The sequence below is a fragment of the Methylobacterium indicum genome (assembly GCF_017347565.1).
In the GTDB taxonomy this organism is placed as follows: domain Bacteria; phylum Pseudomonadota; class Alphaproteobacteria; order Rhizobiales; family Beijerinckiaceae; genus Methylobacterium; species Methylobacterium indicum.
On the sequence record NZ_AP024145.1, the window covers coordinates 5,123,648 to 5,146,912 of the forward strand.

Annotated in this window: 29 protein-coding genes; 10 read left to right on the plus strand and 19 right to left on the minus strand. The window is 73.1% G+C overall.

What is annotated here, in order from left to right; genetic code table 11:
* Positions 1–85 precede the first annotated feature (85 nt).
* Positions 86–1,141 (plus strand): YncE family protein, encoded by a 1,056-nt coding sequence (locus miv_RS23780; protein ID WP_207179283.1) that lies wholly within the window; start codon positions 86–88, stop codon positions 1,139–1,141.
* 37 nt (positions 1,142–1,178) lie between these two features.
* Here the strand turns inward: miv_RS23780 and miv_RS23785 are convergent, their stop codons facing one another.
* From miv_RS23785 to miv_RS23805, 5 genes are all read right to left on the minus strand, one after another.
* Complete coding sequence (locus miv_RS23785) at positions 1,179–2,315, minus strand: hypothetical protein (protein WP_207179285.1); 1,137 nt, start codon at positions 2,313–2,315, stop codon at positions 1,179–1,181.
* Positions 2,316–2,452: 137 nt separating this feature from the next.
* Positions 2,453–3,862 (minus strand): DUF3095 domain-containing protein, encoded by a 1,410-nt coding sequence (locus miv_RS23790; RefSeq protein ID WP_207179286.1) that lies wholly within the window; start codon positions 3,860–3,862, stop codon positions 2,453–2,455.
* A gap of 236 nt (positions 3,863–4,098) precedes the next feature.
* Positions 4,099–4,356 carry a DUF2312 domain-containing protein gene (locus tag miv_RS23795; RefSeq protein WP_236012505.1) on the minus strand — a complete coding sequence of 86 codons (258 nt, stop codon included), beginning with the start codon at positions 4,354–4,356 and terminating at the stop codon, positions 4,099–4,101.
* 236 nt (positions 4,357–4,592) lie between these two features.
* Positions 4,593–4,898: a DUF1244 domain-containing protein gene (locus miv_RS23800; RefSeq protein ID WP_058619527.1), complete on the minus strand. Its 306-nt coding sequence runs from the start codon at positions 4,896–4,898 to the stop codon at positions 4,593–4,595.
* 55 nt (positions 4,899–4,953) lie between these two features.
* Positions 4,954–5,718, minus strand: coding sequence for an N-formylglutamate amidohydrolase (locus miv_RS23805; RefSeq protein ID WP_207179288.1), 765 nt, complete (start codon positions 5,716–5,718; stop codon positions 4,954–4,956).
* Between the two features lie 204 nt (positions 5,719–5,922).
* Between miv_RS23805 and miv_RS23810 the strand changes: the two genes are divergently transcribed.
* The 3 genes from miv_RS23810 (at position 5,923) to miv_RS23820 (ending at position 8,684) form a co-directional block, all read left to right on the plus strand.
* Positions 5,923–6,891, plus strand: a complete 969-nt coding sequence (locus tag miv_RS23810) for a DMT family transporter (protein WP_207179289.1) — start codon at positions 5,923–5,925, stop codon at positions 6,889–6,891.
* A 67-nt stretch (positions 6,892–6,958) separates the two neighbouring features.
* Positions 6,959–8,254, plus strand: coding sequence for a glycerate kinase type-2 family protein (locus miv_RS23815; RefSeq protein WP_207179291.1), 1,296 nt, complete (start codon positions 6,959–6,961; stop codon positions 8,252–8,254).
* Positions 8,226–8,684, plus strand: a complete 459-nt coding sequence (locus miv_RS23820) for a DUF1036 domain-containing protein (RefSeq protein ID WP_082173743.1) — start codon at positions 8,226–8,228, stop codon at positions 8,682–8,684. The genes miv_RS23815 and miv_RS23820 overlap by 29 nt, the downstream gene beginning before the upstream one ends.
* A gap of 250 nt (positions 8,685–8,934) precedes the next feature.
* Here the strand turns inward: miv_RS23820 and miv_RS23825 are convergent, their stop codons facing one another.
* The 3 genes from miv_RS23825 to miv_RS23835 form a co-directional block, all read right to left on the minus strand.
* The gene (locus tag miv_RS23825) at positions 8,935–9,171 is read right to left on the minus strand and encodes a hypothetical protein (RefSeq protein WP_207179293.1); all 237 of its coding nucleotides are present in this window, start codon (positions 9,169–9,171) and stop codon (positions 8,935–8,937) included.
* Between the two features lie 73 nt (positions 9,172–9,244).
* Positions 9,245–9,556: a BrnA antitoxin family protein gene (locus tag miv_RS23830; RefSeq protein ID WP_207179295.1), complete on the minus strand. Its 312-nt coding sequence runs from the start codon at positions 9,554–9,556 to the stop codon at positions 9,245–9,247.
* Positions 9,534–9,818, minus strand: coding sequence for a BrnT family toxin (locus tag miv_RS23835; protein ID WP_207179297.1), 285 nt, complete (start codon positions 9,816–9,818; stop codon positions 9,534–9,536). The genes miv_RS23830 and miv_RS23835 overlap by 23 nt, the downstream gene beginning before the upstream one ends.
* A gap of 175 nt (positions 9,819–9,993) precedes the next feature.
* On the opposite strand from miv_RS23835, the gene pyk reads away from it, so the two are divergent.
* Positions 9,994–11,430, plus strand: a complete 1,437-nt coding sequence (gene pyk, locus miv_RS23840) for a pyruvate kinase (protein ID WP_058618799.1) — start codon at positions 9,994–9,996, stop codon at positions 11,428–11,430.
* 34 nt (positions 11,431–11,464) lie between these two features.
* On the opposite strand, the gene miv_RS23845 is transcribed toward pyk, so the two are convergent.
* From miv_RS23845 to miv_RS23865, 5 genes are all read right to left on the minus strand, one after another.
* Complete coding sequence (locus miv_RS23845; RefSeq protein ID WP_207179299.1) at positions 11,465–12,043, minus strand: hypothetical protein; 579 nt, start codon at positions 12,041–12,043, stop codon at positions 11,465–11,467.
* Positions 12,044–12,081: 38 nt separating this feature from the next.
* On the minus strand, positions 12,082–13,074 hold the full coding sequence (locus miv_RS23850; protein WP_244748672.1) for an alpha/beta fold hydrolase: 993 nt from the start codon (positions 13,072–13,074) through the stop codon (positions 12,082–12,084).
* A 41-nt stretch (positions 13,075–13,115) separates the two neighbouring features.
* A complete protein-coding gene (locus miv_RS23855) occupies positions 13,116–13,757 on the minus strand; it encodes a tetratricopeptide repeat protein (RefSeq protein WP_048427566.1) in 642 nt (213 codons plus the stop codon).
* A gap of 81 nt (positions 13,758–13,838) precedes the next feature.
* Positions 13,839–13,964, minus strand: coding sequence for a type B 50S ribosomal protein L36 (gene ykgO / locus miv_RS23860; RefSeq protein WP_012334921.1), 126 nt, complete (start codon positions 13,962–13,964; stop codon positions 13,839–13,841).
* A gap of 234 nt (positions 13,965–14,198) precedes the next feature.
* Positions 14,199–14,507 carry a hypothetical protein gene (locus miv_RS23865; protein ID WP_048427565.1) on the minus strand — a complete coding sequence of 103 codons (309 nt, stop codon included), beginning with the start codon at positions 14,505–14,507 and terminating at the stop codon, positions 14,199–14,201.
* A 186-nt stretch (positions 14,508–14,693) separates the two neighbouring features.
* Between miv_RS23865 and miv_RS23870 the strand changes: the two genes are divergently transcribed.
* The 4 genes from miv_RS23870 (at position 14,694) to miv_RS23885 (ending at position 19,682) form a co-directional block, all read left to right on the plus strand.
* Positions 14,694–16,229 (plus strand): phytoene desaturase family protein, encoded by a 1,536-nt coding sequence (locus tag miv_RS23870; protein ID WP_058618795.1) that lies wholly within the window; start codon positions 14,694–14,696, stop codon positions 16,227–16,229.
* 59 nt (positions 16,230–16,288) lie between these two features.
* Positions 16,289–17,035, plus strand: a complete 747-nt coding sequence (locus tag miv_RS23875) for a lysophospholipid acyltransferase family protein (RefSeq protein ID WP_207183612.1) — start codon at positions 16,289–16,291, stop codon at positions 17,033–17,035.
* The gene (locus tag miv_RS23880; protein WP_048427563.1) at positions 17,032–18,141 is read left to right on the plus strand and encodes a glycosyltransferase family 2 protein; all 1,110 of its coding nucleotides are present in this window, start codon (positions 17,032–17,034) and stop codon (positions 18,139–18,141) included. Before miv_RS23875 ends, miv_RS23880 begins: the two co-directional genes overlap by 4 nt.
* A gap of 125 nt (positions 18,142–18,266) precedes the next feature.
* Entirely contained in the window at positions 18,267–19,682 is a 1,416-nt protein-coding gene (locus miv_RS23885; protein WP_207179301.1) for an amidase, read from the plus strand.
* Positions 19,683–19,792: 110 nt separating this feature from the next.
* Here the strand turns inward: miv_RS23885 and miv_RS23890 are convergent, their stop codons facing one another.
* Positions 19,793–20,332 carry a hypothetical protein gene (locus tag miv_RS23890; RefSeq protein WP_048461247.1) on the minus strand — a complete coding sequence of 180 codons (540 nt, stop codon included), beginning with the start codon at positions 20,330–20,332 and terminating at the stop codon, positions 19,793–19,795.
* Between the two features lie 16 nt (positions 20,333–20,348).
* Positions 20,349–20,621, minus strand: a complete 273-nt coding sequence (locus miv_RS23895; RefSeq protein ID WP_048461246.1) for a hypothetical protein — start codon at positions 20,619–20,621, stop codon at positions 20,349–20,351.
* Between the two features lie 346 nt (positions 20,622–20,967).
* Here miv_RS23895 and miv_RS23900 point away from each other — a divergent pair, with 346 nt between their 5' ends.
* Entirely contained in the window at positions 20,968–21,540 is a 573-nt protein-coding gene (locus miv_RS23900; RefSeq protein WP_048461245.1) for a hypothetical protein, read from the plus strand.
* 231 nt (positions 21,541–21,771) lie between these two features.
* Here miv_RS23900 and miv_RS23905 read toward each other — a convergent pair whose 3' ends face one another.
* From miv_RS23905 to miv_RS23920, 4 genes are read right to left on the minus strand one after another with little or no spacing between them, the layout of a single operon-like run.
* Entirely contained in the window at positions 21,772–21,999 is a 228-nt protein-coding gene (locus miv_RS23905) for a hypothetical protein (RefSeq protein ID WP_048430412.1), read from the minus strand.
* A complete protein-coding gene (locus tag miv_RS23910) occupies positions 21,996–22,520 on the minus strand; it encodes a lysozyme inhibitor LprI family protein (protein WP_244748674.1) in 525 nt (174 codons plus the stop codon). Before miv_RS23910 ends, miv_RS23905 begins: the two co-directional genes overlap by 4 nt.
* A complete protein-coding gene (locus tag miv_RS23915) occupies positions 22,517–22,663 on the minus strand; it encodes a hypothetical protein (protein WP_158004075.1) in 147 nt (48 codons plus the stop codon). Before miv_RS23915 ends, miv_RS23910 begins: the two co-directional genes overlap by 4 nt.
* A gap of 1 nt (position 22,664) precedes the next feature.
* Positions 22,665–23,204, minus strand: coding sequence for a Ros/MucR family transcriptional regulator (locus tag miv_RS23920; RefSeq protein WP_244748676.1), 540 nt, complete (start codon positions 23,202–23,204; stop codon positions 22,665–22,667).
* Positions 23,205–23,265: the final 61 nt, after the last annotated feature.

Here is a 23,265-nt window from a genome sequence, read left to right on the forward strand (position 1 = left end):
CCACGTCCGGGGCCGTCACCGCGCACGGGCGGCGCGAACCGCCGCGTCACGGCGGGGTTGTGTCGGGGACGATCGAGGAACCACCATGCCCCCCGCCATCGACCGCCGTCTCTGCCTGTCGGGTCTCGCCGCCCTCGCCTTCGGCCCGCTGACCGGCCCCGCCCGCGCGCAGGGCGCGCCCGCCCAGAATACCCCCGCCCAGGGCGCGGCCGGCCGCTCCGATACCCTCGTGGTGATGGAGAAGGGCGACCGCGCCCTGAGCTTCTACGCGCTCGCCAGCGGCCGGCGCACCGGACGCGTCGCGCTGCCGGGGGAGTACCCGCACGAATTCGTCGTCGACCGGGCCGGGATGCACGCCTACGTGGCGCTCTACGGCGCCAAGTCCTCGACCACGCCGGGACCGGGGGGCGATGCGGTCTACGTCGTCGACCTCGCGGCCCAGAGCCTGTCCCGCACCATCGACTGCGCGCCGTTCCGGCGCCTGCACGGCATCCGCCTCGACGCGAAGGACCGTCTGCTCGTGCTGAGCGAGGACCGCGACGTGCTCCTCGGCATCGATGCGCCGGAGCGTGCCGAGCGCCCGGATCGGGCGGTCCCGACCGGGGGCATCAAGGGCCACCTCTTCTCCCTGTCGCGGGACGGCGAGACGGCCTACGTCGCCAACATCCTGTCGAACACCGTGAGCCGGGTCCGGCCCTTCGCGCCGGCGGAAGGCCCGCGACTCGCCGCGACCGGCCTGTGGCCGGAGGGCAACGCGCTCTCTCCCGACGAGGCGACGCTCTACGTCGCCAACCGCCGCAGCGGTACGCTCACCGCGCTCGCCGCCGAGGCGATGACGGTGACCCGCAGCGTGCCGACCCGCGGCGACGTGGTGCGGGTCGATTGCGGGCCGGAGGGCGACCTGATCCTGGCGAACTACGCCGAGAAGAGCCTGTCGCTGCTCGATCCCGCGCTCAAGGAGATGGCGGTCGTGCCGCTGGGCGGTGCGCCGGTGGCGCTGGCCCGCCACCCGTCGAGCCCCCTCGCCTTCGCGGCCCTGGAGGACGACCGGATCGCGGTCGTCGATCTCGAGGGGCGCCGCGTCCAGGGACACCTCGCCACCGGGCGCGAGCCCGACGTGATGGTGGTGCTGCCCGGATGATCGATATCCGGGCCCCGCGGGGGGGCCCGGTGCCGGATCAGGCCGCCCGCATCGGGCGCTTCGGCGGCTCGAACACCGTCGCGTAGTGGGTGCGGCACCAGCGCTTGCCGGTGAGCACCCGGCAGCCGCAGACCCGCTTGGTCTCGATCGCGGTGCCGTCGCCGTCGGCCCAGAGCGGGAAGGTGCAATCGAGGAGGCCGGCCTTCAGGAACAGAACGCCCTCGCCGCCATCGGCCGCGGCCGCCGGCACCCGGCGGGACATCGGCAGGGCGACGACGCTGCCCTCGGACGGCGGCTCGATCAGCACGGGGGCCGCGACCGGCTCCGGCGCCTCGACGGCGCGCGGCAGCGGGGCCTGCACCCGCGGCGCCTCGGGCTGCGCCGTGGCCGGCCCGGCGACGGGCGAGGCGGCGACCGCCGGCTTGGGGGCGACCGGCGGCTTCGCCGCGACGGGGCTCGCGGCCTTCGCGACGGGCGGTGCCTTGCGGGCCGGTGCCGGGGCCTTGTTGGCGGCGAGGAACGCCCGGGTGGCCTCCTCGAGGGCGCGCGCGCCCATCACCGGCGCCTCGGCGCGGGCAGGCTGCGGCGCGACCGGCGCCGGTTTGGCCGCCGGTGCGGCCTCGGCCGGCTTGGTGGCGGCCGGCTTGGCGACGGCAGGCTTGGACGCCAGCACCTTGGCGGGAGCCGGCTTCACGGCGGCGACCGGCGCGGTCTTCGCGGGTTCCGCCTTCGCGGGTTCGGCCCTGGACATCAGCACCCGGGCCGGCGCGGCCGCGGCCGGCTGGAGGGTGGAAGGCAGGATCCGCGACGGCAGGATCCGGGGGGCCGGAGCCTTGGCGGGCTCGGCCGCGGCGGCCGGGGCGTTCACCGGCTCGACCTTGGCCGCCGTCTTGACCGACGGCGTCGGCTCCGCCCGCACGGAGGCGACGGCCTGTGCCGGGGCTTCCGGCCTGGCAACCTCAGGCTTGGCAACCTCAGGCTTGGCTAGGGCGGCCGCCTCGTTCCGGGCCTCCGCCTTGGCCTGCTGGCGCGCCAGGGCGGCCTGCGCCACCCGGCCGATCACGTCGGTCACCGACGTGCCGATCACGCCGGCGATCTCCGCCGGGTCACGTCCCTCGATCCACAGCGCGACCGCCTTCTCGGTCGCCTCAGCCGTCCACACCGCGTCGTTCATTTCCAAAGGGGCTCTGTTCCAGTTCGAATCGGAAAGGCGGGATATACGGTGAGTCTCCTCACCAAGTCCCTTCTCATGACGCAAGGGTGGGATGCGACCGATCGCCTGCCCGCGCGGAACGCAGTCACGCTCACGCCTCAAACCGCTGCCCCGCGAGCCGTGACCTTGGCCGATTCGGCCTCGGTCGGTGCGCCGTCGGCCAGGTTGCTCGCTGCCTCCCCGGCTTTCAATGCCTCTTTGGACGGGAGGACTTCGGGTGGCAGGACTTCGGGTGGCAGGACTTCGGGCGGGAGACCTTCCACGATCCTCGCGGCGGACTTCGCCTTGAGCATCTGGGCGGCCCGGGCGTAGCCCCCGTCCTCGCCGTCGACGAAGTGGACGTGGTCGCGCAACGCCGCCACCGGGGTGATGCAGGTGGTGAGCGCCGCGCCCTGGCGGTGCAGGCCGAACCGCACGAGGCCCGCCGCCTCCGCCTCCTCCAGCCGCGCCTCGATCCGCGCCGCGAGCGCGGGGCTGCAATCGAGGGTCATGCGCAGGCCGTCGTCGTATTTCCGGAAATCGGTGTTGGCGACCAGTTCGCCGATGTAGCGCGGCGCCGAGAAGCCGCCGACCCTGAGGCCCAGGCGGAAGATCAGGTGGCCGACGAGCGTCGCGCCCAGGACGTGCAGGCGGCGCAGCGCCAGCGATCCCTTGAGCGGTCCCCGCGCCCGCACCTCGTGGGCGAGGCCCGGCGGCGGCCAGCGCAGGCGCGGCCCGCCCGGCGGCAGCGGATGGCCGCGGGCCGGCGCCTCACCGGCGAGCCGCACCACGTCGGCGATCGCCGCACGGGCCGCCGCCCGGTCGGCGCCCTCGGCGGCGACCACGAGGACGGACAGGATCAGGCCGTGCCGGGCCCGGGTCGGCTCGAACCGGCAGGTCAGGCCGGTGAGGTCGGGCTGGGTGCCGGCCGGTGCCGGCGCGACGGCGTGGAGCCCGCGCTTCAGGGCGCGCTCGGCATAGGCGAGGCCCCCGCCCATGAACATCGCGTAGGCGACGTCCGGCGAGGGCGCGTAGCGCGCCACCGCGACCGCGTGGCCGGCGGCGCGGATCTCGGAGACCGGCACCAGGGCGGCGCGCAGGGACAGCCCCATCGCGTCGCGGGCCCAGGACACCGTGGCGGCGAGCGCCGCCCGGGCCGCCTCCTCCTCGTCGGGCGCGACCAGCACGCTCGCGCCGTCGCCCCCGAACACGAAGGGCAGTTCGCGCCGCTCCAGGGCGTTGCGCAGGGCCGCGATCACCGCCGCCCCGGTGAAGTTCACCGCCCGGTAGCGCCCCGCCGCGATGGCACCGGTGGAATCGACCACGTCGGTGACCGCCACCCACCATCCGTCCGGCACCGGGCGGTACTGCGCCTCATCGAGGACGCTCAGGAAGTCCGTCGCCGGGGCGAGGTCGGCATAGCGGAAGCCCTCGGCGGCGAGGGGCGCGGCAAAGGGCGCAATCTGGGGCGCAACCTGGGGCGCACTTTGGGGCGCGGCGCGGGGCGTCGTGGGTATCGCGGTCTCCATCCGTCCCAAACGTCCGGGCCCGCGGCGTCGGTTCCCCCGTGCGGGCGTGTCGGTGGGGTGATGCGGCGGTGAGTTCCCGAGACGGGAAAAGCGCGGATCGTCTCCCCTCCCTGCTGGCGGGACGAGGAGACGATCCGCGCCTGAATCGTATCGGGCGGGCGAGACGGACGCTGTCGTCCGGCGAACCGGAGCGGCGCGAGCCCGCGGCCCCGACGCCGATGCTCCAGGCCGGCGCCCTACGCCATGCCGAGGGCCTGCATGTAGAGCTCGAGGATGGCCTCCTCCTCCTGGCGCTCCGAATGGTCCTTCTTGCGCAGGCGCAGGATGGTGCGGACCGCCTTCACGTCGAAGCCGCGGCCCTTGAGCTCCAGCATCACGTCCTTGATGTCGCCCTGGAGGCCGGCCTTCTCTTCTTCCAGGCGCTCGATGCGCTCGATGAACTGCTTGAGCTCCTCGGCGGCGACGCCCGACGAGGCGACGTCGGCATCCGGCATGCTGTGCGCGTTCATTCACGAATCTCCTTGCCGATGGGCCCGGTGCCGCCGCGGGCGGACGCGGCCATCAGGCACCCCAACCCACTGACGGATGGCGGCCTTCGCGGCACGCCTTCCCGGATCTTGATAGATGCGCAACCTTACCGAGTTCTTGCGCGGCCCGGACCGCTGGCCTCCCCCCTGTCCGGGCGGAACCCCTCGACGCTTCTCCGCCCGCCGCGCGCGGGCGGGATCCCTCAATGCTTCTCCGCCCGCGCCGCGAAGGCCGCCGTCTGCTCGGGGGTGGCCTCGTTCTGGTGGCGCGCCTTCCACTCGTCGTAGGGCATGCCGTAGACGTGCTCGCGGCTCTGGTCCTTGGTGAGAGCCAGGCCGCGGGCATCGGCCGCGTCCTTGAGCCAGTTCGACAGGCAGTTGCGGCAGAAGCCCGCCAGATTCATCAGGTCGATGTTCTGCACGTCGGTGCGACCCTGCAGGTGCGACACCAGGCGGCGGAAGACCGCGGCCTCGAGTTCGGTGCGGGTGGTGTCGTCGATGCCGTCCATCGGAAAATCCTCGCTCAGATCGCAAACGGTGAAGTCGGGGCGGTCTCCCGCCCGGTCAAGCGCGGGCGACCAACGGCCCCAGCAGGGCGGAAAAGCGCGCGGCCCACTCCTCCGCCCCGGCCGCGTCGCCGATCAGGTCCTGGCGGATCTCGATCAGGGCGTTGGGCAGGCCCCGCGCCATGGCGTGGCGGTCGATCGTGTCGCCCGGCAGGCCGCCGCCATAGGGCTGGTTGTCGCCGACCGTGAACCCGGCCGGGTCGGCGCGCAGGCCCGCGATCAGCGGTCCGGCGAGGCGGTCGTCCCGGTCCCACAGGATGCCGACCTGCCAGGGCCGCGCCACCCCGCGCCAGGCCGGGGTGAAGCTGTGCACCGTCACGATGGCGGGCGGCGCCCCGGCCCGCATCGCGGCCGCGACCGCGGCGTCGATGGCGTGGTCGTAGGGGTCGTAGAACCGGGCCAGCCGCTCGGCGACGCCGTCGGGCCCGATCCGGGCGTTGCCCGGCACGATCGCCCCGTCCGAGAGGCGCATCACCAGGGTCGGGTCGGTGCGGCCGCGATTGGGATCGATGATCAGGCGCGAGAAGGTGGTGAGGAGCGCCGGCGCCCCGAGCCGCCGGGCGAGGGCGCGGGTCACCGCCGCCGCCCCGATGTCGTAGGCGATGTGCCGCTCGAAATGGGGGGCGGCGACGCCGAGGTTGTCGAGGTCCGGCGGCACTGCGTTCGAGGCGTGGTCGCACAGGAGCAGCAGGCCGCAGCCGGGATCGCCGGGAACCGTCTCGACGGGATGGGGCGGGTGGCGGGGGGAAGGGGCGACGGTCATCCGGGCGATCGGTCTTTTGGGGGAGGACGTGCGGGACGTGCCGGGTCTTCCGAGGAGCGCGGCGGGATCCGGCCCCCCTCCATACCCAAATGGCGGGGCGGCCTCCATCGGTGCGATACGGTGACGCCGGGCGCGACATGCCATAGTGACGGACACGACCGACAGACCCCCGAAACCGGGAGCGCCCCGCGCGAAGGCCCGCCGATGTCCCCGCCGCTGTCCCGCACCTCCCTGCCCGACCTCGCGGCCGGTCCTTCGGCCGCCGGCGCGGCGGCCGCTCCCTCGACCGATCTCGGCCCGGCGCTCGCCGCCCTCGTCGCCGGCGCGGTGGCGATGGGGCTGTCCCCGGTCCTGGTGCGGGTCGTCAGCCCGGAGGTCGGGCCCTTCGCCAGCGCGTTCTGGCGCGTCGCCCTGGCGCTCCCGGTGCTCTGGGCCTGGATGCGCTGGGAGGAGGCCCGGGCGCCGCATCTGCGCCGCGGCTTCACCCCCTCGGCCCTCGTCGCCGGCCTCGCCTTCTCGGGCGACCTCCTGTTCTGGCACCTCGCGATCCTCGGCACGACGGTGGCCAACGCCACCTTCTTCGCCACCACGGCGCCGGTCTTCGTGGTTCTGTTCGCCTGGATCGGCCTGCGCCGCCGGCCCGCCGGCCGCACGCTCGCCGGTCTTACCCTCTGCCTCGTCGGCGGGGCCGCCCTGGTCGGGCAGTCGGTCCAGGTCGATCCCGCCCGCCTCGCCGGCGACCGGGACGGGGTGATCACGGCGCTCTTCTTCGCCCTGTATTTCCTGGCGGTCGAGCGCGCCCGGGCCCGGGGCCTGGGCGCCGCCCGCGTCACCTTCCTGGCCTCCTGCGTCACCGCCCCGGTGCTCCTCGGCGCCGTCGCGCTCCTCGAGACCCGGCCGTTCCTGCCGACGTCCCCGGGGGCCGCCGCCGGCCTGCTGGCGCTCGCGCTGATCAGCCATGCCGGCGGCCAGGGGCTGCTCTCGGTGGCGCTCGGGCGCCTGCCGGCGGGCTTTTCCTCCCTGGTGATCTTCCTCGAGGCGATCGCCGCCGCCCTCCTGGCCTGGCTCGTGCTGGGCGAGGCGCTCGGACCCCTGCAGGGGCTCGGCGGCGGCCTGATCCTGGCCGGCATCGCGGTCGCGCGCCCCCGGCGCGCCCGCACGGCCCCAGTCTGACCGATGAGAACGAGGCCGGCCCGAAGCCGGCCCGACGCATGACCACGACCTTCAGAGGAGCCGCCCCGTGACCGATGCCTTTCCCTCGGAGACCCGTGCCCTGCTGCTGCGCCTGCTCGATGCGGGCGTCACGGCCGCCCACCCGCGCGGCTGCCTGGTGCCGCACCTGCCCCCCGTGCCGGCCGGGCGGCTGGTGATCCTCGGGGCCGGCAAGGCCGGGGCGAGCATGGCGGCCCTCGCCGAGCGGCACTACCGCGAGCAGGGCGTCGATCCGTCCCGCATCGAAGGCTTGGCGGTAGCCCGCCACGGCTACGGCGAGCCCGCCGGGGTGATCGAGGTGGTGGAAGCCGGCCACCCGGTGCCGGACCAGGCCGGCATCGCGGCGACGCAGCGTGCGCTGGATCTCGCGGCCTCCGCCGGCCCGGACGACCTCGTGCTGGTGCTCCTCTCCGGCGGCGGCTCGGCCAACTGGATCGCCCCGGCCGGCGCCCTGACGCTCTCCGAGAAGCAGGGCATCACCCGGGCGCTGCTGCGGTCGGGCGCGGCGATCGACGAGATCAACTGCGTGCGCAAGCACCTCTCGCGCATCAAGGGCGGGCGCCTGGCGGGGGCCGCCCGCAATGCCGGCCGGATCCTGACGCTGGCGATCTCCGACGTGCCCCGGGACGATCCCGCGGTGATCGCCTCGGGCCCGACGGTGCCGGACCCGACGACGCTCGCCGATGCCAGGGCGATCTGCGTCCGCCGCGGCATCCCCCTGCCGGCTTCCGCCGAGGCGCTGCTGAACGACCCCGCTAACGAGAGCCCGAAGCCCGGCGACCCGGCCTTCGCCCGCAGCGAGTTTCGCATCATCGCCCGGCCGGTCGAGGCGATCGAGGCCGCCGCCGCGGCGGCGCACGAAGCCGGCTACGAGCCGGTTCTGCTCGGGGCCGATCTCGAGGGCGAGGCCCGCGAGGTGGCGGCCGCCCACGCGGCGCTCGCCCGCGAGATGAAGGCCGCCGGACGCAAGGTGGCCTTGATCTCCGGCGGCGAACTGACCGTGACGATCCGCGGCGAGGGCCAGGGCGGGCCGAACCAGGAATACGCGCTGGCGCTGGCGCTCGCCCTCGACGGCGCCCCCGGCATCTCGGCGCTCTCGGCCGATACCGACGGCACCGATGGCGGCCGCGGCGAGGCCACCGACCCGGCCGGCGCGATGATCGACCCCACGACGCTCGCCCGTGCGGCAGCGGCGGGGCTCGACGCGGGGGCGAGCTTGGGAGAGAACGACTCGACCCCGTTCTTCGACCGGATCGGCGACCTCGTCCGGCCCGGGCCCACCCGCACCAACGTCAATGACCTCCGCATCATCCTGGTTGGCTGACTTCCTCTCCCCCCGCCGCGCCGCCCTGCTCTCGCTCCCGCTCCTCGCCCTGCTCGGGGCCGGGCCGGCGCGGGCGGACCTGCGGATGTGCAACATGACCGGCAGCCGCATCGGCATCGCGCTCGGCTACCGGGATTCCGGCGGCTGGGTGACGGAGGGCTGGTGGAACCTCTCGGCCAAGGGCTGCGAGACCCTGCTCAAGGGGGCGCTCGCCGCCCGCTTCTACTACGTCTTCGCGGTCGACTACGACCGTGGCGGCGAGTGGAGCGGCCGTTCCCTGATGTGCACCCGCGACCGCGAGTTCACCATCCGGGGCGTCGAGGATTGCCTGGCCCGCGGCTACGACCGCAACGGCTTCTTCGAGGTCGATACGGGCGAGCAGAAGAGCTGGACGATCCAGCTGACCGATCCGGGGCGGTCGGGGCCGTGAGGAGCGGCGGATGGGCTCGGGCGAGGTGTTCGATCTCGCGTCTTATCGCTCGACGGGGCCGGACCGCGTCTCGCGCTCGTTGAGGCGCATCGTACCATAGCCCATGGCCAGGACGACGGTCGGAAGCACCACGTAGGTGTTGTAGGGCACGAAGACCATCAACTCGCGTGCCGGGCCCAATAGGCGACCCCCCAGCCGACCGCGAGCGCCATCAGCGGCGTGACGATGAAGGCGACGATCTGGATGTCGGTCACGGCTTGAGCCCCTTCAGAACGGTGCGGGCCAGAAGGTGAAGGCCGACGCTGCATCCAAGAAAGATCGCGACGCCGCCGGCCAGTGTCAACGCGGAGGGGCCGCCCGCCGCTCCCGAGACGCCGAACGTTGCCGCCACGACGGGCGCTATGACGCCGGCCGTGAACAGTCCGCCCGCTGCCGTGTTCAAATACGTCGCCGTCAGCTTCGTGCGCTCCTTGTCGATCAGGCTCATCGGGCATCCCGGCCATGCAAGACACTCTCAGCAGCGAGCGGGTCCGATCGCCGCCCGCGAAGCCCGCGACGGGTCAGGCCTCGCGCAATTTCCGCGCCGCCTCCGCCAGCACCGCGTTCATCCGGGTCTGCCAGCCCGGTCCCGTCGCCTTGAAGGTCTCGACCACGTCCGGGTCGAGCCGCAGGCTCACGAGCTGCTTGGGCCGCTCGGCGCGCGGCCGGCCGCCGCGGCTCGGGAGGGCCGCGTAGACCTCGGGAGGAAGGGCGTCCCGGGCGGGGCGCAACTGAGCCAGTTCCTCATCCGTCATTTCGGGAGAATCGACGGCATCCCAGTCCTCTTGCGTGTAAGTGGGCGGATTCGCGTCAGCCTTCGAGGTGGCGGGCATAAGCGTTCCTTTCCTTCGGGCTCGCAGCGCGCAGGCTCACGAGGGACAAAGCCGCGCTGCCGAGAGGTGACACGACGGCCAGGACGACGATCTCGTCGTTCCAGTGACCGATGAGGTTGAAGCGGGGCCTTCCTGTTTCACTCGGCCGCGTCGGGGCCTCCATCGCGCTCTCACGGTCGAAACAGCGCTCGAAAGCGGCGACGTCATAGCCACGCTTCGCGAGGTGCGCCTGACGCTTCGGCTCGTCGAACACGATCGTCATGGTTTTTGTATCTACGAAAATCGCGTCGGACCAGAGACCACAAGGGTACTCGGGCCATCCTAGCCCGTCACTCGAGACCTGCACTCGGCCCCAAAACGCCAATTGACCCCGGCCCGCCAACCGGCTTTCCGTACGGTCCATCCTCCCCCATCGCTCATCCCCGGACGACACCCCCATGAAGCGCGCCCGCCGCACCAAGATCGTCGCGACCCTCGGCCCGGCCTCCGAGGATCCGGCGGTGATCGAGGCGCTGTTCGCCGCCGGCGCCGACGTGTTTCGCATCAACATGAGCCACCTGCCCCGCGAGCGGCTGAGCGAGCGGGTGGCGACGATCCGGGGCATCGAGCAGAAGCTGAAGCGGCCGATCGCCGTGCTGGTCGATCTCCAGGGTCCGAAGCTCCGGGTCGGCCGCTTCGCCGCCGACGCGGCGATGATCGAGAACGGCCAGAGCTTCGTCCTCGACGACGATCCGACGCCTGGCGACGCGACCCGGGTCCACCTGCCCCATCCGGAAATTCTTTCGGCGCTGGAGCCCGGCCACGCGGTGATCGTCGACGACGGCAAGCTGCGCCTCGTCGTCACCGAGGTCGCGCCCGGCCGGGCGGTGACCCGGGTGGTGACCGGCGGAAAGATCTCGAACCGCAAGGGTGTGTCGCTCCCCGACACCACGATTCCCGTCGCGGCGATGACCGAGAAGGACCGCCTCGACCTCGAGGCTGGCCTCGCGGCGGGCGCCGACTGGATCGCGGTGTCGTTCGTGCAGCGGCCGGAGGACGTGGTCGAGGTCAAGGCGGTGGCGCAGGGGCGCGCCCTGGTGATGGCCAAGATCGAGAAGCCGCAAGCCGTGGCGGCCCTCGACGCGATCATGGCGGTGGCGGACGGGCTGATGGTCGCCCGCGGCGACCTCGGGGTCGAGATGCCGCTGGAGCAGGTCCCGGGCGTGCAGAAGCGCATCACCCGCGGCGCGCGCCGCCTCGGCAAGCCGGTGGTGGTGGCGACGCAAATGCTCGAATCGATGATCTCCGCCCCGGTGCCGACCCGGGCCGAGGTCTCGGACGTGGCGACGGCGGTCTACGAGGGGGCCGATGCCGTGATGCTCTCGGCCGAGAGCGCGTCGGGGGCCTTCCCGGTCGAGGCGGTCTCGACCATGAACCGCATCGCCGAGCAGGTCGAGCAGGACGGGATCTACTGGTCGATCATCGCGGCCCAGCGCAACCAGCCGGAATCGACCGCCTCCGATGCCATCGCGGCGGCGGCCCACCAGATCGCCGACACGCTCGGGCTCAAGGCCGTGATGGCCTGGACCGCCTCCGGCTCGACGGCGCTCCGGCTCGCCCGCGCCCGGCCCGACGCCACGGTGATCGCCTTGACCCCGAAGCGTGAGACGGCGCGGCGCCTCGCGCTCGCCTGGGGCACCCACCCGATCGTCACCAACGACGCCAGCGACATCGACGACATGTCGTTCCGCGCCTGCAAGTTCGCGGTACGCGAGCGGTTCGCGGATGTCGGCGACCGGGTGATCGTGGTGGCGGGCCTGCCCTTCGGCACGCCGGGGGCGACGAACCTGTTGCGCATCGCGACCGTGACGCCGGAGCACGCGGCGAAGGCATGAGGTCGGTGCGGCTTGGCCGTCCGGCGAGCCGCCTTCATCTTTGCTCTTTTGAGATCATGACGTCCCGTGCGACGGCCTGCCAGATCTCCTGCTCCAGCCTCACGTCGGTGGCACCGAGGCTGGCGAGGCCGTCGGCGCGATACGTCAGAACGCGCTCGCCCGGCATGTAGAGGGACCACTGCTCGTCGTCATTCGCCTCGTACGGCCATGTCGTCAGGCGCGCGCCGAGGTCGAACGAGAAGGCGGCCTGCCGAGAGGCGGCATCGAGCGCGAATGCCGTCAGCCTCTGCCCATCCATCGCCTGCGCGGCAGCTTCAATCCCTGCGGATGTACTATCGTCATCGGCCGGGATCTCCCCGGACGTCACGATGCGCCAGTGGCAGCAGAAGACGAAGAGGTTCCACTCTCCGACCGGCTTGACGACCCGCTGCGCAGCGGATCTTCGCAACTTGGCGGAGGACGCGGTCGAGACATACGGCTCGCGAACGAAGAGGCGGGGTGATCCGAACTCGAAGGACAGGATGCTGCCTTGCCCGCGCTCGACGCCCCAGCATGGCAAGCCGATCAACGGCGCGAAAACGGTGGTGATGGCATCGTCCATGCGGCCGATCATGGCGGACCGCTCCCGGTTCGCCAATCGCGAGCGATCTTCTACTCCGCCCCCACCCGCTCCCGCGCCGCCAGTGCCTCGACCTCCGCCACCACCGTATCGGCGGCGATGTACTGCAGCATGTGGCCGACGCCCGGCAGCACCACGAGCCGGGCGCCGGGCACCTCGCGGGCGAGCGCTCTCGCGTGGATGTCGGTCTTCACCACCGGGTCGATGTCGCCCGCGACGATCACGGTCGGGGCGGTGATCTCGGGGTAGCGCGGGCTCTGCCGTTGCAGGAAGCCGTAGAGCCCGTCGAGGTCGCGCAGGTTCGCCGCGAAGGTCGCGGGGCGCAGCACCAGCGGCACCCGCGCCCCGTCGAGGTAGCCCGCGGGCAGGCCCTGCGGGCGGAAGACCGCCTCGGCGAAGCGATCGAGATAGGTGTACCCGAGGGGGGCCGCGACCGTGTAGGTGGCGAGCGTGAGCAGCATCCGCCCGGGAAGCGAGCGGTACCAGGCGGCGTAGCCCCCGACCGAGCCGCCCGGCCAGGGATGGCTCACCGGGGCGAGCAGGGCCAGGCCGGCGACGCGCTCGGGAAAGTCGAGGGCGAGCGCGGTGGCGAGCGCGCCGGACCAGGAATGGCCGACGACCAGGGCCGGGCCGACCTTCATCGCCGCCAGCGCCTCGGCGATCAGCCGGGCCTGCACCGCCGGCGAGGCGGCGTCCGGGGCGATGCGGTCGCTGTAGCCGAAGCCGGGCCGGTCGAAGGAGAGCACCCGGAAGCCGTCGCCGGCGAGACGACGGCCGATCGCCAGCATCGGGTCCATGGCGTTGGCCGAGGCCCCGTGCAGGAGCACGACGGTGCCTCGGCTGGGTGCGCCCTCGCCCGGGCCGGCCTCCAGCACCGCGAGATGCCCGCCCTCCACCGCCACCCGGCGGCCCGCCGGAGGATAGCGCACCTCGACCACGAGGGTGATGATCCAGGTCGCCAGGAGGCCGGCGGCGACGAGCGTCAGCACGGTTCCGGCGGCGAGGCCGGCGATCAGGGTCAGCACGCGGAAGATCCGTCCTCGGGACCGGCGCGACGGCCGGTCGGTCACAGGTCGCGACCGTCGACGTCGGGGGCGAGGCGCTCGATCGCGTCGTGGACCTTGCCCATGCGGGGATAGATCGCCTCGGCGCGGCGGAAGGCGGCGAGCGCCCGGGTCTTGTCGTCGTTCGACATGTAGATGTGGGCGAGCGCCGCCCAGGCCTCGAAGTGGCGCGGTTCGAGGCTGAGGGTCCGGTGCAGGTCGGCGAGGGCGCTCGCCTGATCCTCGAGCAGGAAGAAGGCGGTGGCGCGCCGGCTCCAGCCCTCGGCCCAGCCCGGCTCCAGCACGGTCACCCGGTCGAGGAGCTCGACGGCCAGCGGGTAGTCCTTGGCCTGCATCGCCTCCGCGGCGCGGCTCGCCAGGAGGTCGACGGTGTCGCTGCCCGAACGGTCGAGGCGGCGCTCGATCAGCTGGGCGACGCCGCGGGCCTCGCCGTCGTCCTTGGCGGCCTTCAGCCGGGCGTAGAGGTCGTCGAGGGTGACGGGCGGGCGCGGCGCCTCCTTGGAGGCCTCCTTGGCCGCGTCCCTGCGGGCCCCGTCCGGGGCCGCGAGCGCCGGGGCCGCGGCGGGCAGGATCGCCAGAACGACGAAAGCCGGCACCCCGAGGAGGCCGGCTTTCATGCGGATCGGAAGAGAGGGACGGCGCATGCCGGTACTGTCCGGCGCTCGTGGGGTCCCGTCAACGCGATGGCTTGCCGCGGTGTCCCCCGCCGCAGGCCATGCACGCCCTCAGCCCTGGCGGGCCTTGTAGCGCTTCTGGGTCTTGTTGATGACGTAGACCCGGCCCTTGCGGCGCACGAGCTGGTTGTCACGGTGCCGGCCGCGGAGCGACTTCAGCGAGTTGCGGATCTTCATCGGTCTGGTCTCACGTCGGTGCGCCGGAACGCCCGGGCGCGGATGGAAAAGCGGGCTCGCGGCGCCCGTCCGGGATGGGAACCACCCTGGGCGAACGCCGACGCCGGGCGATGCGGAGCACCGCCCGTGCGGAGGCGCGTGACTTACCCGGCGGCGCGGTGACGAGTCAACCGGATCCCCAGCGAAAACGTCGCGGGCCGGTTGACCTCGCCACGGGTTTCCGAGTCGTCCGCGTCACGGCCGGGCGAAGGGCGCGTCCGGGGTCGCGGCGGGCGAGCCGGGGGCCAGCGGCTCGTCGTCGCCGATCACGCTGGTGGTGCCGCCGGGCGGACCGTCGAATCCGACGACCCCCATCGGGTTGCTCGGCGTGACGTTCGGGTTCGGGCGCAGCGGCCGGACGCTTCCGGTCGAGAGCGGGTCGGCCGGCGCGGCGCGCGGGCTCACCGTGATGTCGAGGGCCTGTTGCGCGAAAGCCGGGCCGGCGAGGGTGAGGCCGAGGAGGCCGGCGAGGACGAGGGGCGTCTTATGAAGAACGGTCTTCATGGCGGCGGGTCTCCGGTGCGGCCGTGGGGCCGCTCTCTTGCGGGTCAACCCGCCCGGTCGTCCCGGGGTCCCTGACCGAACGGCATGCCTCCGGCGCGGCAACTTGCGCCGTGGCCCGCGCGTTGACCCGCCTCTCCCCGAGCCTAGCTTGTCCGGAACGGGCGCTCTCGCCCGCTCGGGAGAGGCATGATGGCGGGGTCCTCGGTCGCGGTGGTCGGCGGCGGTTTGGGCGGTCTGGCGGCGGCCTGCGTGGCCGCGTCGCGCGGCCACGACGTTACCCTCTACGACAAGAACGCCTGGATCGGCGGCAAGGCCGCGGTCCTGCACGAGGGCGGCTTCCGCTTCGACATGGGGCCGACCATCCTCACGGTGCCCCGGGTGCTCGAGCGCATCTTCGCCGAATCCGGCCGCTCGGTGCACGACTACATGGACCTGCGCCGGCTCGATCCGCAATGGCGCTGCTTCTTCGACGACGGCAGCCGCATCGACCTGATGGAGAACGTCAAGGCGATGGCGGCGGAGATGGACCGCTTCGCCCCGGGCCAGAAGGCCGGCGAGGGCTACGAGCGCTTCCTCGCGCTCTCCGAGCACCTGCACGGCGTCTCGGAAAAGTTCTTCTTCTGGAAGCCGGTGCAGGACCTGTTCGACACGATCGACATCCGCGCCAACCTCAATCCCGGCACCCTGCGCGACGTGCTCTCGCTGCGCATGCACGCCTCGGTCGCCGGCACCATCCGGGGCAAGGTGCGGGATGCGCGCCTCGCCCAGATGCTCGACCACTTCGTGCAATATGTCGGCTCCTCGCCCTACGGCGCGCCGGCGGTGCTCTGCGCCATCGCCCACATGCAGACCGCCGACGGCGTCTGGTACCCGATGGGCGGGACCCGGGCGGTCGCCGAGGGGCTGATGAAGCTCGCCGGCGACCTCGGCGCGACCCTGAAGCCCAACAGCGACGTCGAGGGCGTGGCGATCGAGAACGGCGCGGTGAAGGGCGTGCGGGTCGGCGGCGGCGTGGTGCCGTACGACAAGGTCATCTCCAACATGGACGCGGTGCGCACCTACCGCGAGCTCGTCGGCGGCGAGGTCGGGCGCACTTACGAGAAGCGCAGCTTCGAGCCGGCCTGCTCGGGCGTGGTGCTGTATCTCGGCCTCAACAAGCGCTACGACCACCTCGCTCACCACGACTTCGTGTTCTCGCGCGACCCCGAGGAAGAGTTCGACGCGATCTACCGCAAGGGCGAGCCGGCGCCGGACCCGACCGCCTATCTCGCCGCACCCAGCGTCACCGACCCCTCGGTCGCGCCCGAGGGCGGCGAGGCGCTCTACGTGCTGGTCCACACGCCGTATCTCCGCCCGCACCACGACTGGTCGCAGATGCTGCCGGCCTACCGGCAAAAAATCCTCGACAAGCTGAAGCGCACCGCCGGCATGCCGGACATCGAGGACCGCATCGTGGTCGAGCGCCACCTGACCCCGGCGGACATCCATTCCCGCTACAAGGTGCTGAACGGCGCGATCTATGGGCTGGCCTCCCACGGCCGGATCATGGGGGCGTTCAAGCCCGGCAACCGCTCGCGGGAGGTGCGCGGCCTCTACCTCGCGGGTGGTGCCGCCCATCCGGGACCGGGCATGCCGATGGTGATGATGTCGGGCTGGATCGCCGCGGACGCCCTCGACCAGGATGCGCGCGGCACCGCCGAGGACCTGAAGGCGGCCTCGTGAGCGGGCGGGGCTTGCCGCCCGATCCGGTCGCGGCCCGCTCCCCCGCCGTCTGGCGCTTCATGGGCGTGTACTTCGCCCGCTACGTGCGGCGCCACCTCAACGCCGTGCGGATCGCCGGCTGGGGTGCGCCCCCGGCGCTCCCCGCCGCCGGGCCGGTGGTGATCTACTGCAACCACCCGGCCTGGTGGGATGCCGCGATCATCATCCTGCTCGCGCAGCGCTTCTTTCCCGCCGCCGAGAGTTACGCGCCGTTCGACGCCGCGATGCTCGCCCGCTACCGGATCTTTTCCCGCATGGGCGCCTTCGGGGTCGATCTCGACTCGCCCCGGGGGGCCGCCGCCTTCATGGCCGCCTCGCGCACCATCCTGGCGCGGCCGGGGCGGGTGATGTGGATCACCGCACAGGGGCGCTTCTGCGACGTGCGCGAACGGCCCCTGGGGTTGCGCCCCGGTGTCGCGCGGCTGGCCGAGCTGGCGCCCGACGCCCTGGTCGTGCCGCTCGCCCTCGACTACGCCTTCTGGGAGGAGCGCGGGGCGGAGGCCTGCGCCGCCTTCGGGCCGGGGATCCCCGCCCGCGACCTCCTCGCCCTGCCCCGCCCGGAGCGCCTCGCCCGCCTGGAGGCCGACCTGACCGCGACCCTCGACCGCCTCGGCGCCGACGTGCGCAGCCGCGATCCCGCCCGCTTCACCCCGCTCGTCGACGGACAGCGCGGCGTCGGCGGCGTCTACGACGCCTGGCACCGGCTGACGGCGATGCTGACCGGGCGCCGCTTCGTCGCCGGCCATCGCGAGGGCCGGGCGCCGTGACGATCCTGGCCTGCCTCGCCTTGGCCCTGGCGCTGCTGCCGGCCGTCCTGGCGCTCGCCAACCTCCTGGCCCTGCGCCGGCCTCCCGGGGCGCCGGCGCCGGACGGCCTCGTGTCGATCCTGATCCCGGCCCGCAACGAGGCCGCCAACATCCGCCCGACCCTGGAGGCGGCGCTCGCCGGCACCGGCGTCCCGATCGAGGTCATCGTCGCCGACGACCACTCGACCGACGCGACGGCGGCGATCGTCGCCGAGATCGCCGCGCGGGATCCGCGCCTGCGCCTGATCGCGGTGCCGCCCCTGCCGGCGGGCTGGACCGGCAAGAACCACGCCTGCCACGTCCTTGGGCAGGCCGCGACCGGGCGCCATCTCCTGTTCATCGACGCGGATGTGCGCCTCGCCCCCGGGGGCGCCGCGGCGCTGGCGGGCGCGACGGCGAAGGCCGCCCTGGTGAGCGGCGTGCCGCGGCAGGTCACCGGCTCGTGGGGCGAGCGCCTGACCGTGCCGATGATCAACTTCGTGCTCCTCGGCTATCTGCCGATCCCGCTGATGCGACGCCTCATGGATCCCGGCCTCGGGGCGGCCTGCGGGCAGATCGTCATGGTGGAGGCCGAGGCCTATCGCCGGGTCGGCGGCCATGGCGCCATCCGGGCGAGCCTGCACGACGGCGTGCGCCTGCCCCGGGTGTTTCGCCGCGCCGGCCTGAGGACCGACCTCGTGGCGGCGACCGACCTCGCCACCTGCCGGATGTACACCGATTTCTCCCAGGCTTGGGCCGGCTTCTCGAAGAACGCCCACGAGGGCATGGCGACGCCCCGGGCGCTCCCGGTCTGGACCCTGCTGCTCGGCGGCGGCCACGTCCTGCCGCTGCTCCTGGTGATCGCGGCGCTTCTCGGCGCCGACGGCCTGCCGCTCGCCGCGGCGGCGCTCGCCCTGTCGCTCGCCACCCGCGCGGCGATCACGCTCGCCACCCGCGAGGACCCCTGGACGATCGCGCTCCATCCCCTCACCGTGGCCTTGGCGCTGGCCTTGCAATGGAACGCGCTCCTGCGCCCGCGCCGAGCGGGGGTCGCGACCTGGAAGGGACGCACCTACCCGGCGGCGTGATCCGATTTCCGGACGATTTTTTTCGGACATCGGATCACGAGCCCGCGCGGCGATCGAGCGAAGCCGAAATCCGCATCGCGCGGCGATCCGTCGGATTTCGCATGATGCGACCGAAGGGAGATTCGATGACCGAGATCCGCGACCTCGACGGCACCGCCACGCTCCACGCCTACCGCGACCGGACCCTGTCGCCCCGCGAGGTGGCGGCCGACGCCCTCGCGCGCATCGACCGCCACGGCCCGGACCTCGACGCCTTCGTGCTCGTCGACCGCGACGGCGCGATGGCGGCGGCGGCCGCCTCCGAGGCGCGCTGGGCGAAGGGAGAGCCCCGCGGCCCCCTCGACGGCCTCACCTTCACGGTCAAGGACAACATCGCCTGGGCCGGCCACCCGATGCGGCGCGGCTCGCTCACCACCTCGGACGCCCCGGCGACCGAGAACGCCCCGATCGTCGACCGCCTGATCGAGGCCGGCGCGATTCCCCTCGCCAAGACCACGATGCCGGAATTCGGCTGGAAGGGCCTGGGTGACTCGACCCAGACCGGTCCGACCCGCAACCCGTGGGACACGCGGAAGACCACCGGCGGTTCCTCGGCCGGGGCCGCCGCGGCGGCGGCGCTCAATCTCGGGCTGATGCATATCGGGACCGACGGGGCCGGCTCGATCCGCATTCCGGCCGCCTTCTGCGGCATCTACGGGCTGAAGCCCAGCTTCGGCCGGGTGCCGGCCTTCCCGCCCTCGCCTTTCGGGCCGGTGGCGCATCTCGGGCCGATGACCCGGGGCGTGCGCGATTCCGCCCTGATGATGCAGGCGATCAGTCGTCCCGATTCCCGCGACATGGCGGCCGCGCTCGCCGAGCCGCCGGATTACCTCGACGGCCTCGAGGACGGGGTGCGGGGCCTGCGGATCGCCTGGAGTCCGCGGCTCGGCTACGCCGAAGGCGTCGACCCCGAGGTGGCGCGGTTGACCGAGGCGGCGGCCAAGGCCTTCGCGGATCTCGGCGCCACCGTGGAGGAGGCCGATCCGGGCTTCGCCGATCCGGTCGAGACCCTCAACGGCATCTGGCTCGTCGGTGCCTGGTGCGTGCTGCGGGGGATCCCGGAGGACAGGCGGGACCTCGTCGAGCCGGCCCTGAGGGCGGCGGCCGAGCGCGGGCGGCAGATCGCGGCGCCGGATTTCGTCGCCGCCCTCAACGCCCGCGGCGCGCTGTTCACCGCGATGGCGCGGTTCCACCGCACCTACGACCTGCTCCTCACTCCGTCGCTCGCCACCCCCACCTTCACGGCCGGCAACCTGACGCCGCCGGACGGCCGCTTCGGCGGCGACTGGCTGAACTGGACGCCGTTCTCCTACCCGTTCAACCTCACCGGCCAGCCGGCGGCGAGCGTGCCCTGCGGGCTGACGGACGGGGGGCTGCCGGTCGGCCTCCAGATCGTCGGGCCGATGGGGGCCGACGCCCGGGTGCTCGCGGCGTCCCGCGCCTACGAGGCGGCGCGGCCCTGGCCGGTGCTCGACGCGCCGCGCGTCACCCATCGGGGCTGAGCATCGCGGGAGCTGAGCATCATGCGCCGAAGCGGTCCTGGGTCCGGTGGCGACGAGGCGGCACCACCGATCCAGGCCGTGTCGCGCCGGGCGGCGGCGGGGGGCCGCGCTCAGCCGCGCGGCTCCCCCCAGCGGCTGAGGGCAGGGTCGTCCGGCGCCGGCGCCGGGCAGCTCTCGGTCGGGAGCATCGCCTTTCGCTCGACGGCGCAACTGCACAGGCGGCAGACGCCGCCGGTCGCGCCGACGAGGCGGTGAATCGCCCGCCCGCCGGGCGCGCGCAACTCCGGGCAGGCAAGGCATGCCCGGCGTCGGCGCTCGGCCGTCTCCGGGCTCACCTGCCCGAAACCGGCGGCGGCCCAGCGCGCCAGGGCGTAGGCGGCCCCGGCGATCAGCACCGGCGTCGGGCGCGGCGCCCATTTCGGCAGGCTCGTCCCGCATGGCTCCGCGATCAGCCGGGCCACGGCCTCGGGCGCGTCCCGCCGGGCGACCAGCCCGTGCAGGTACAGGGGATCGACGGCCGCGCGCTCGGCCGCCGCGCGGGGGAGGCCGGGCAGGTCCAGTGCCTCGGCGAGCCGACGGGAGAAGGCGCCGAGCGCCTCCTCGTGTGCCGCCGCGGCGTCGGGCCGTCCTCGTTCGGGGACGGCGCTCACCGCCGTACGCCCCGGCTCAGACCGTCGCCGCCATGACGACGTTGTTCTGGTCCAGACACTTGTGCACGGTATTATCGATGAAGCTGTTGATGGTCGAGCACGGCGCCCACCACGGGCTGTCCGTGCATTGCAGCGCGACGGTCTGCGCCGACGGAGTGTAGTTCCACGCCAGCGTGAAGCCCGAGACCGTGGCGCTGCCCTGGTTCGAGGTGATCTGCACCCCGTGATCGGCCGCGAACTGGACTCCGCACGCCCAAGCGGCCGGCGTGACGTTGTTATAGGTGAGCATGGCACAAGCGGACATGGTGATCCCCAATATAAAATAGAGATATGATTTCGATGACTGCGAATCGTCGGTCGCAGTCGATTTTTTATAAAAGCAGAAATTTTGTTTTCATACGGCGATTTTTGGAAATGTATATTCTGCCGGGCGAGTCGCGAAATCGTCCGTCTTTTGCGGTGCGATCCGGTCGGAAGACGGTCCCAGCGGGCGCAGCCCGTCCGCGGTGGCCTCGCCCCTCGGTCACGAACCCGCGAGCCGGCGAGGCGCGACGGCACGGCTCCGAACCTCTCCAGCGGGTCGGCGTTGTCCGCCCCTGAAGGAAACCCTTTCTTCACGATCAGGAGGTGGTGCCATGAGGCATCTCGTTCTCGCGTCCGCCCTCGCCGCCGGCGCCCTCGCCCTGTCCACCGCCGGGGCCGATGCCCGCGGCGGCTTCCGGGGTGGCGGCTTCGGCGGGGGCGGCTTCCATGGCGGTGGTTTCGGGGGTGGCGGCTTCCGGGGCGGCGGTTTGGGAGGCGGCGGCTTCCGCGGCGGTCTCGGCGGTGCCGGCTTCCGCGGCGGTGCGCTGGGTGGCGGCTTCCGGGGGGCAGGCCTCGGCGGCGGCTATCGCGGCGTCGGGTTCGGCGGCGGTTACCGCGGCGGCCTCGGCGGATATCGTGGCGGCTACCGGGGCGTCGGGTTCGGCGGCTACCGCGGCGGTTACGGCGGGTATCGCGGCTACGGCTATCGCGGCGGCTACGGGCGTGGTCTCGGCTACGGGCTCGCCGGGGTCGGCCTCGGCCTCGGGCTCGGCTACGGCCTCTCGAATGTCGGCTATTATGGCGGGTATGGCGGCGGCTACGGCGTCTCCTATGCCGGCTGCGGTCCCTACGCCTATTACGACGACGTCTACGGGACCTGCGTCTCCTACGGCTACGGATACTGAGGCCGGTACGGCCATCGGGAGCGGCCGGGCGGTCTCGCTCGGTCACGCCTCCTCGATACTCACGCGAGAAGGGCCGGTCCGACGGGACCGGCCCTTCTCGCGTCCGGCCCGGGAGCGCTTCGGGCGTATGTCGACGCGCGTCCTGCAGGCTCCGCTTCGCGTCCGTCGGGGCGTCGAGTCGCGTCTCGCAGGGCGCCGAGTTGCGCCCGTCAGGGCGCCAGGTTGGGCCCGTCAGGGCGCCAGGATGATCTCCGCGAGGGCGAGCGCCTTGGCGAGGGCCGCCTCGGTCTTGGGCGTCGGCGGGGTCGGCACCCTCGCCTCGCGCCGCACCTCCTCCAGCACCGTCTCCCGGGCGTCCGGATCCCGGGTCATCCGTTCCCGCAGCAGCGCGGCCACGATGAGCTCGAGGGCGCCCAGCCGCGCCTCGACGTCGTCCTCGAAGGTCAGCGGCGCGGTCATCGACGGCCTCCCTGGCGGCTCGCGGCCTCGCCGCCGACCTCGTCGATCCGGGCCGCGAGCAGCCGGATCTTGCATTCCGAGGCGAGCTGCCCCGCCGCGGAGCCGCCATGGTAGTCGAAGTCGTAGAGGCCGTCGCAGTGGCGCCGGAAATAATCCTCCCAGGCGCCCTGCGCGGCCTGGAACGCCTTGCGCCAGGTCTCCGCATCCTCCCGGCCGGCCAGGCTCCCGGGACTCGGCGAGCGGGTGGCGACGGCCGCGATGGCGGCGAGCTTGCGCTCGACCGCCGCGGCGAGCCGTTCCCGCAGCGCCTTGGCGGCATCGTCGAGGCAGGCCCCCTTGCGGTACTCGGGCAGCGCCTTTCCGGTGCAGGCCCGGATGACCGCCGCCGCGGAGGCGGGGGCCGCCCCCGCCTCCCGCGCGGCGGCCGCCCCGAGGCCCGTCACCGACGCTCCCCCGATCAGCGCTCCTCCGATCAGGACGAGGGCGGCCATGGTCGCACCACCGTGCGAGCGGCCGGTCATCCGAGCCAATGTCCCAGCATCTCGCCGCCCGACAGGACCACGCCGACCGCCGCGATGGCGGCCCCGGTGAGGAGAAGCAGCATCCGCTCCCGCGACGGCAGGCGCCGCCCGTGCGGCGGACGCCAGGGATTGGCGAGCTCCATCCTACTCGGCCGCCTTGCGCGACCGGCGGCGGGCGGGCTTTTCCGGCGCCGCCTCGTCGGCCGGTGACTCGGCCGGTGCCTCGGCCTGGGTCGCCTCCTGTGCGGCCTCCCCGCGGGCCGCCGCCGCGGCGTCGCGCCGCCGCTGTCCGAGGCCGAGGCTCTTGGCCAGAGCCGAGCGCTGGGCGGCGTAGCTCGCCGCGACCATCGGATAGTCGTGCGGCAAGCCGAACTTCTGGCGGTACTCGGCGGGGGTCAGGCCCTGCGAGGTGAGGTGGCGCTTGAGCGAGCGGTAGGACTTGCCGTCGATGAAGCTGATGAGGTGGTCCGCGGTGACCGACTTGCGGATCTGCGCCGGTGTCGCCCGCGTCTCCTCGACCGGCGCCTCGACCGGCCGGCCGAGCGCGGCCAACGACGCGTGCACCGAGGCGATCAGAGCCGGCAGTTCCGCGACCTGAAGATTGTTGTTCGCCACATAGGACGAGACGATGTCGGCCGCGAGGCCGACGAATTCAGTCTGCTGCTCCAGGTTGACGTCCGACACGAGCTTCCATCCCGTTCTGAGAGACCCGGCGTCATCCGAGTCGTCCCGGCATATCGGGCGA

What these genes read in the sequence shown, in the direction of transcription:
- miv_RS23780 (WP_207179283.1), top strand. Translation starts at nt 86, where the DNA reads ATGCCCCCCGCCATCGACCGCCGTCTCTGCCTGTCGGGTCTCGCCGCC.
- miv_RS23785 (WP_207179285.1), bottom strand. Translation starts at nt 2,315, where the DNA reads ATGAACGACGCGGTGTGGACGGCTGAGGCGACCGAGAAGGCGGTCGCG.
- miv_RS23790 (WP_207179286.1), bottom strand. Translation starts at nt 3,862, where the DNA reads ATGGAGACCGCGATACCCACGACGCCCCGCGCCGCGCCCCAAAGTGCG.
- miv_RS23795 (WP_236012505.1), bottom strand. Translation starts at nt 4,356, where the DNA reads ATGCCGGATGCCGACGTCGCCTCGTCGGGCGTCGCCGCCGAGGAGCTC.
- miv_RS23800 (WP_058619527.1), bottom strand. Translation starts at nt 4,898, where the DNA reads ATGGACGGCATCGACGACACCACCCGCACCGAACTCGAGGCCGCGGTC.
- miv_RS23805 (WP_207179288.1), bottom strand. Translation starts at nt 5,718, where the DNA reads ATGACCGTCGCCCCTTCCCCCCGCCACCCGCCCCATCCCGTCGAGACG.
- miv_RS23810 (WP_207179289.1), top strand. Translation starts at nt 5,923, where the DNA reads ATGTCCCCGCCGCTGTCCCGCACCTCCCTGCCCGACCTCGCGGCCGGT.
- miv_RS23820 (WP_082173743.1), top strand. Translation starts at nt 8,226, where the DNA reads ATGACCTCCGCATCATCCTGGTTGGCTGACTTCCTCTCCCCCCGCCGC.
- miv_RS23825 (WP_207179293.1), bottom strand. Translation starts at nt 9,171, where the DNA reads ATGAGCCTGATCGACAAGGAGCGCACGAAGCTGACGGCGACGTATTTG.
- miv_RS23830 (WP_207179295.1), bottom strand. Translation starts at nt 9,556, where the DNA reads ATGCCCGCCACCTCGAAGGCTGACGCGAATCCGCCCACTTACACGCAA.
- miv_RS23835 (WP_207179297.1), bottom strand. Translation starts at nt 9,818, where the DNA reads ATGACGATCGTGTTCGACGAGCCGAAGCGTCAGGCGCACCTCGCGAAG.
- pyk (WP_058618799.1), top strand. Translation starts at nt 9,994, where the DNA reads ATGAAGCGCGCCCGCCGCACCAAGATCGTCGCGACCCTCGGCCCGGCC.
- miv_RS23845 (WP_207179299.1), bottom strand. Translation starts at nt 12,043, where the DNA reads ATGATCGGCCGCATGGACGATGCCATCACCACCGTTTTCGCGCCGTTG.
- miv_RS23855 (WP_048427566.1), bottom strand. Translation starts at nt 13,757, where the DNA reads ATGCGCCGTCCCTCTCTTCCGATCCGCATGAAAGCCGGCCTCCTCGGG.
- ykgO (WP_012334921.1), bottom strand. Translation starts at nt 13,964, where the DNA reads ATGAAGATCCGCAACTCGCTGAAGTCGCTCCGCGGCCGGCACCGTGAC.
- miv_RS23865 (WP_048427565.1), bottom strand. Translation starts at nt 14,507, where the DNA reads ATGAAGACCGTTCTTCATAAGACGCCCCTCGTCCTCGCCGGCCTCCTC.
- miv_RS23870 (WP_058618795.1), top strand. Translation starts at nt 14,694, where the DNA reads ATGATGGCGGGGTCCTCGGTCGCGGTGGTCGGCGGCGGTTTGGGCGGT.
- miv_RS23875 (WP_207183612.1), top strand. Translation starts at nt 16,289, where the DNA reads ATGGGCGTGTACTTCGCCCGCTACGTGCGGCGCCACCTCAACGCCGTG.
- miv_RS23885 (WP_207179301.1), top strand. Translation starts at nt 18,267, where the DNA reads ATGACCGAGATCCGCGACCTCGACGGCACCGCCACGCTCCACGCCTAC.
- miv_RS23895 (WP_048461246.1), bottom strand. Translation starts at nt 20,621, where the DNA reads ATGCTCACCTATAACAACGTCACGCCGGCCGCTTGGGCGTGCGGAGTC.
- miv_RS23900 (WP_048461245.1), top strand. Translation starts at nt 20,968, where the DNA reads ATGAGGCATCTCGTTCTCGCGTCCGCCCTCGCCGCCGGCGCCCTCGCC.
- miv_RS23905 (WP_048430412.1), bottom strand. Translation starts at nt 21,999, where the DNA reads ATGACCGCGCCGCTGACCTTCGAGGACGACGTCGAGGCGCGGCTGGGC.
- miv_RS23910 (WP_244748674.1), bottom strand. Translation starts at nt 22,520, where the DNA reads ATGACCGGCCGCTCGCACGGTGGTGCGACCATGGCCGCCCTCGTCCTG.
- miv_RS23915 (WP_158004075.1), bottom strand. Translation starts at nt 22,663, where the DNA reads ATGGAGCTCGCCAATCCCTGGCGTCCGCCGCACGGGCGGCGCCTGCCG.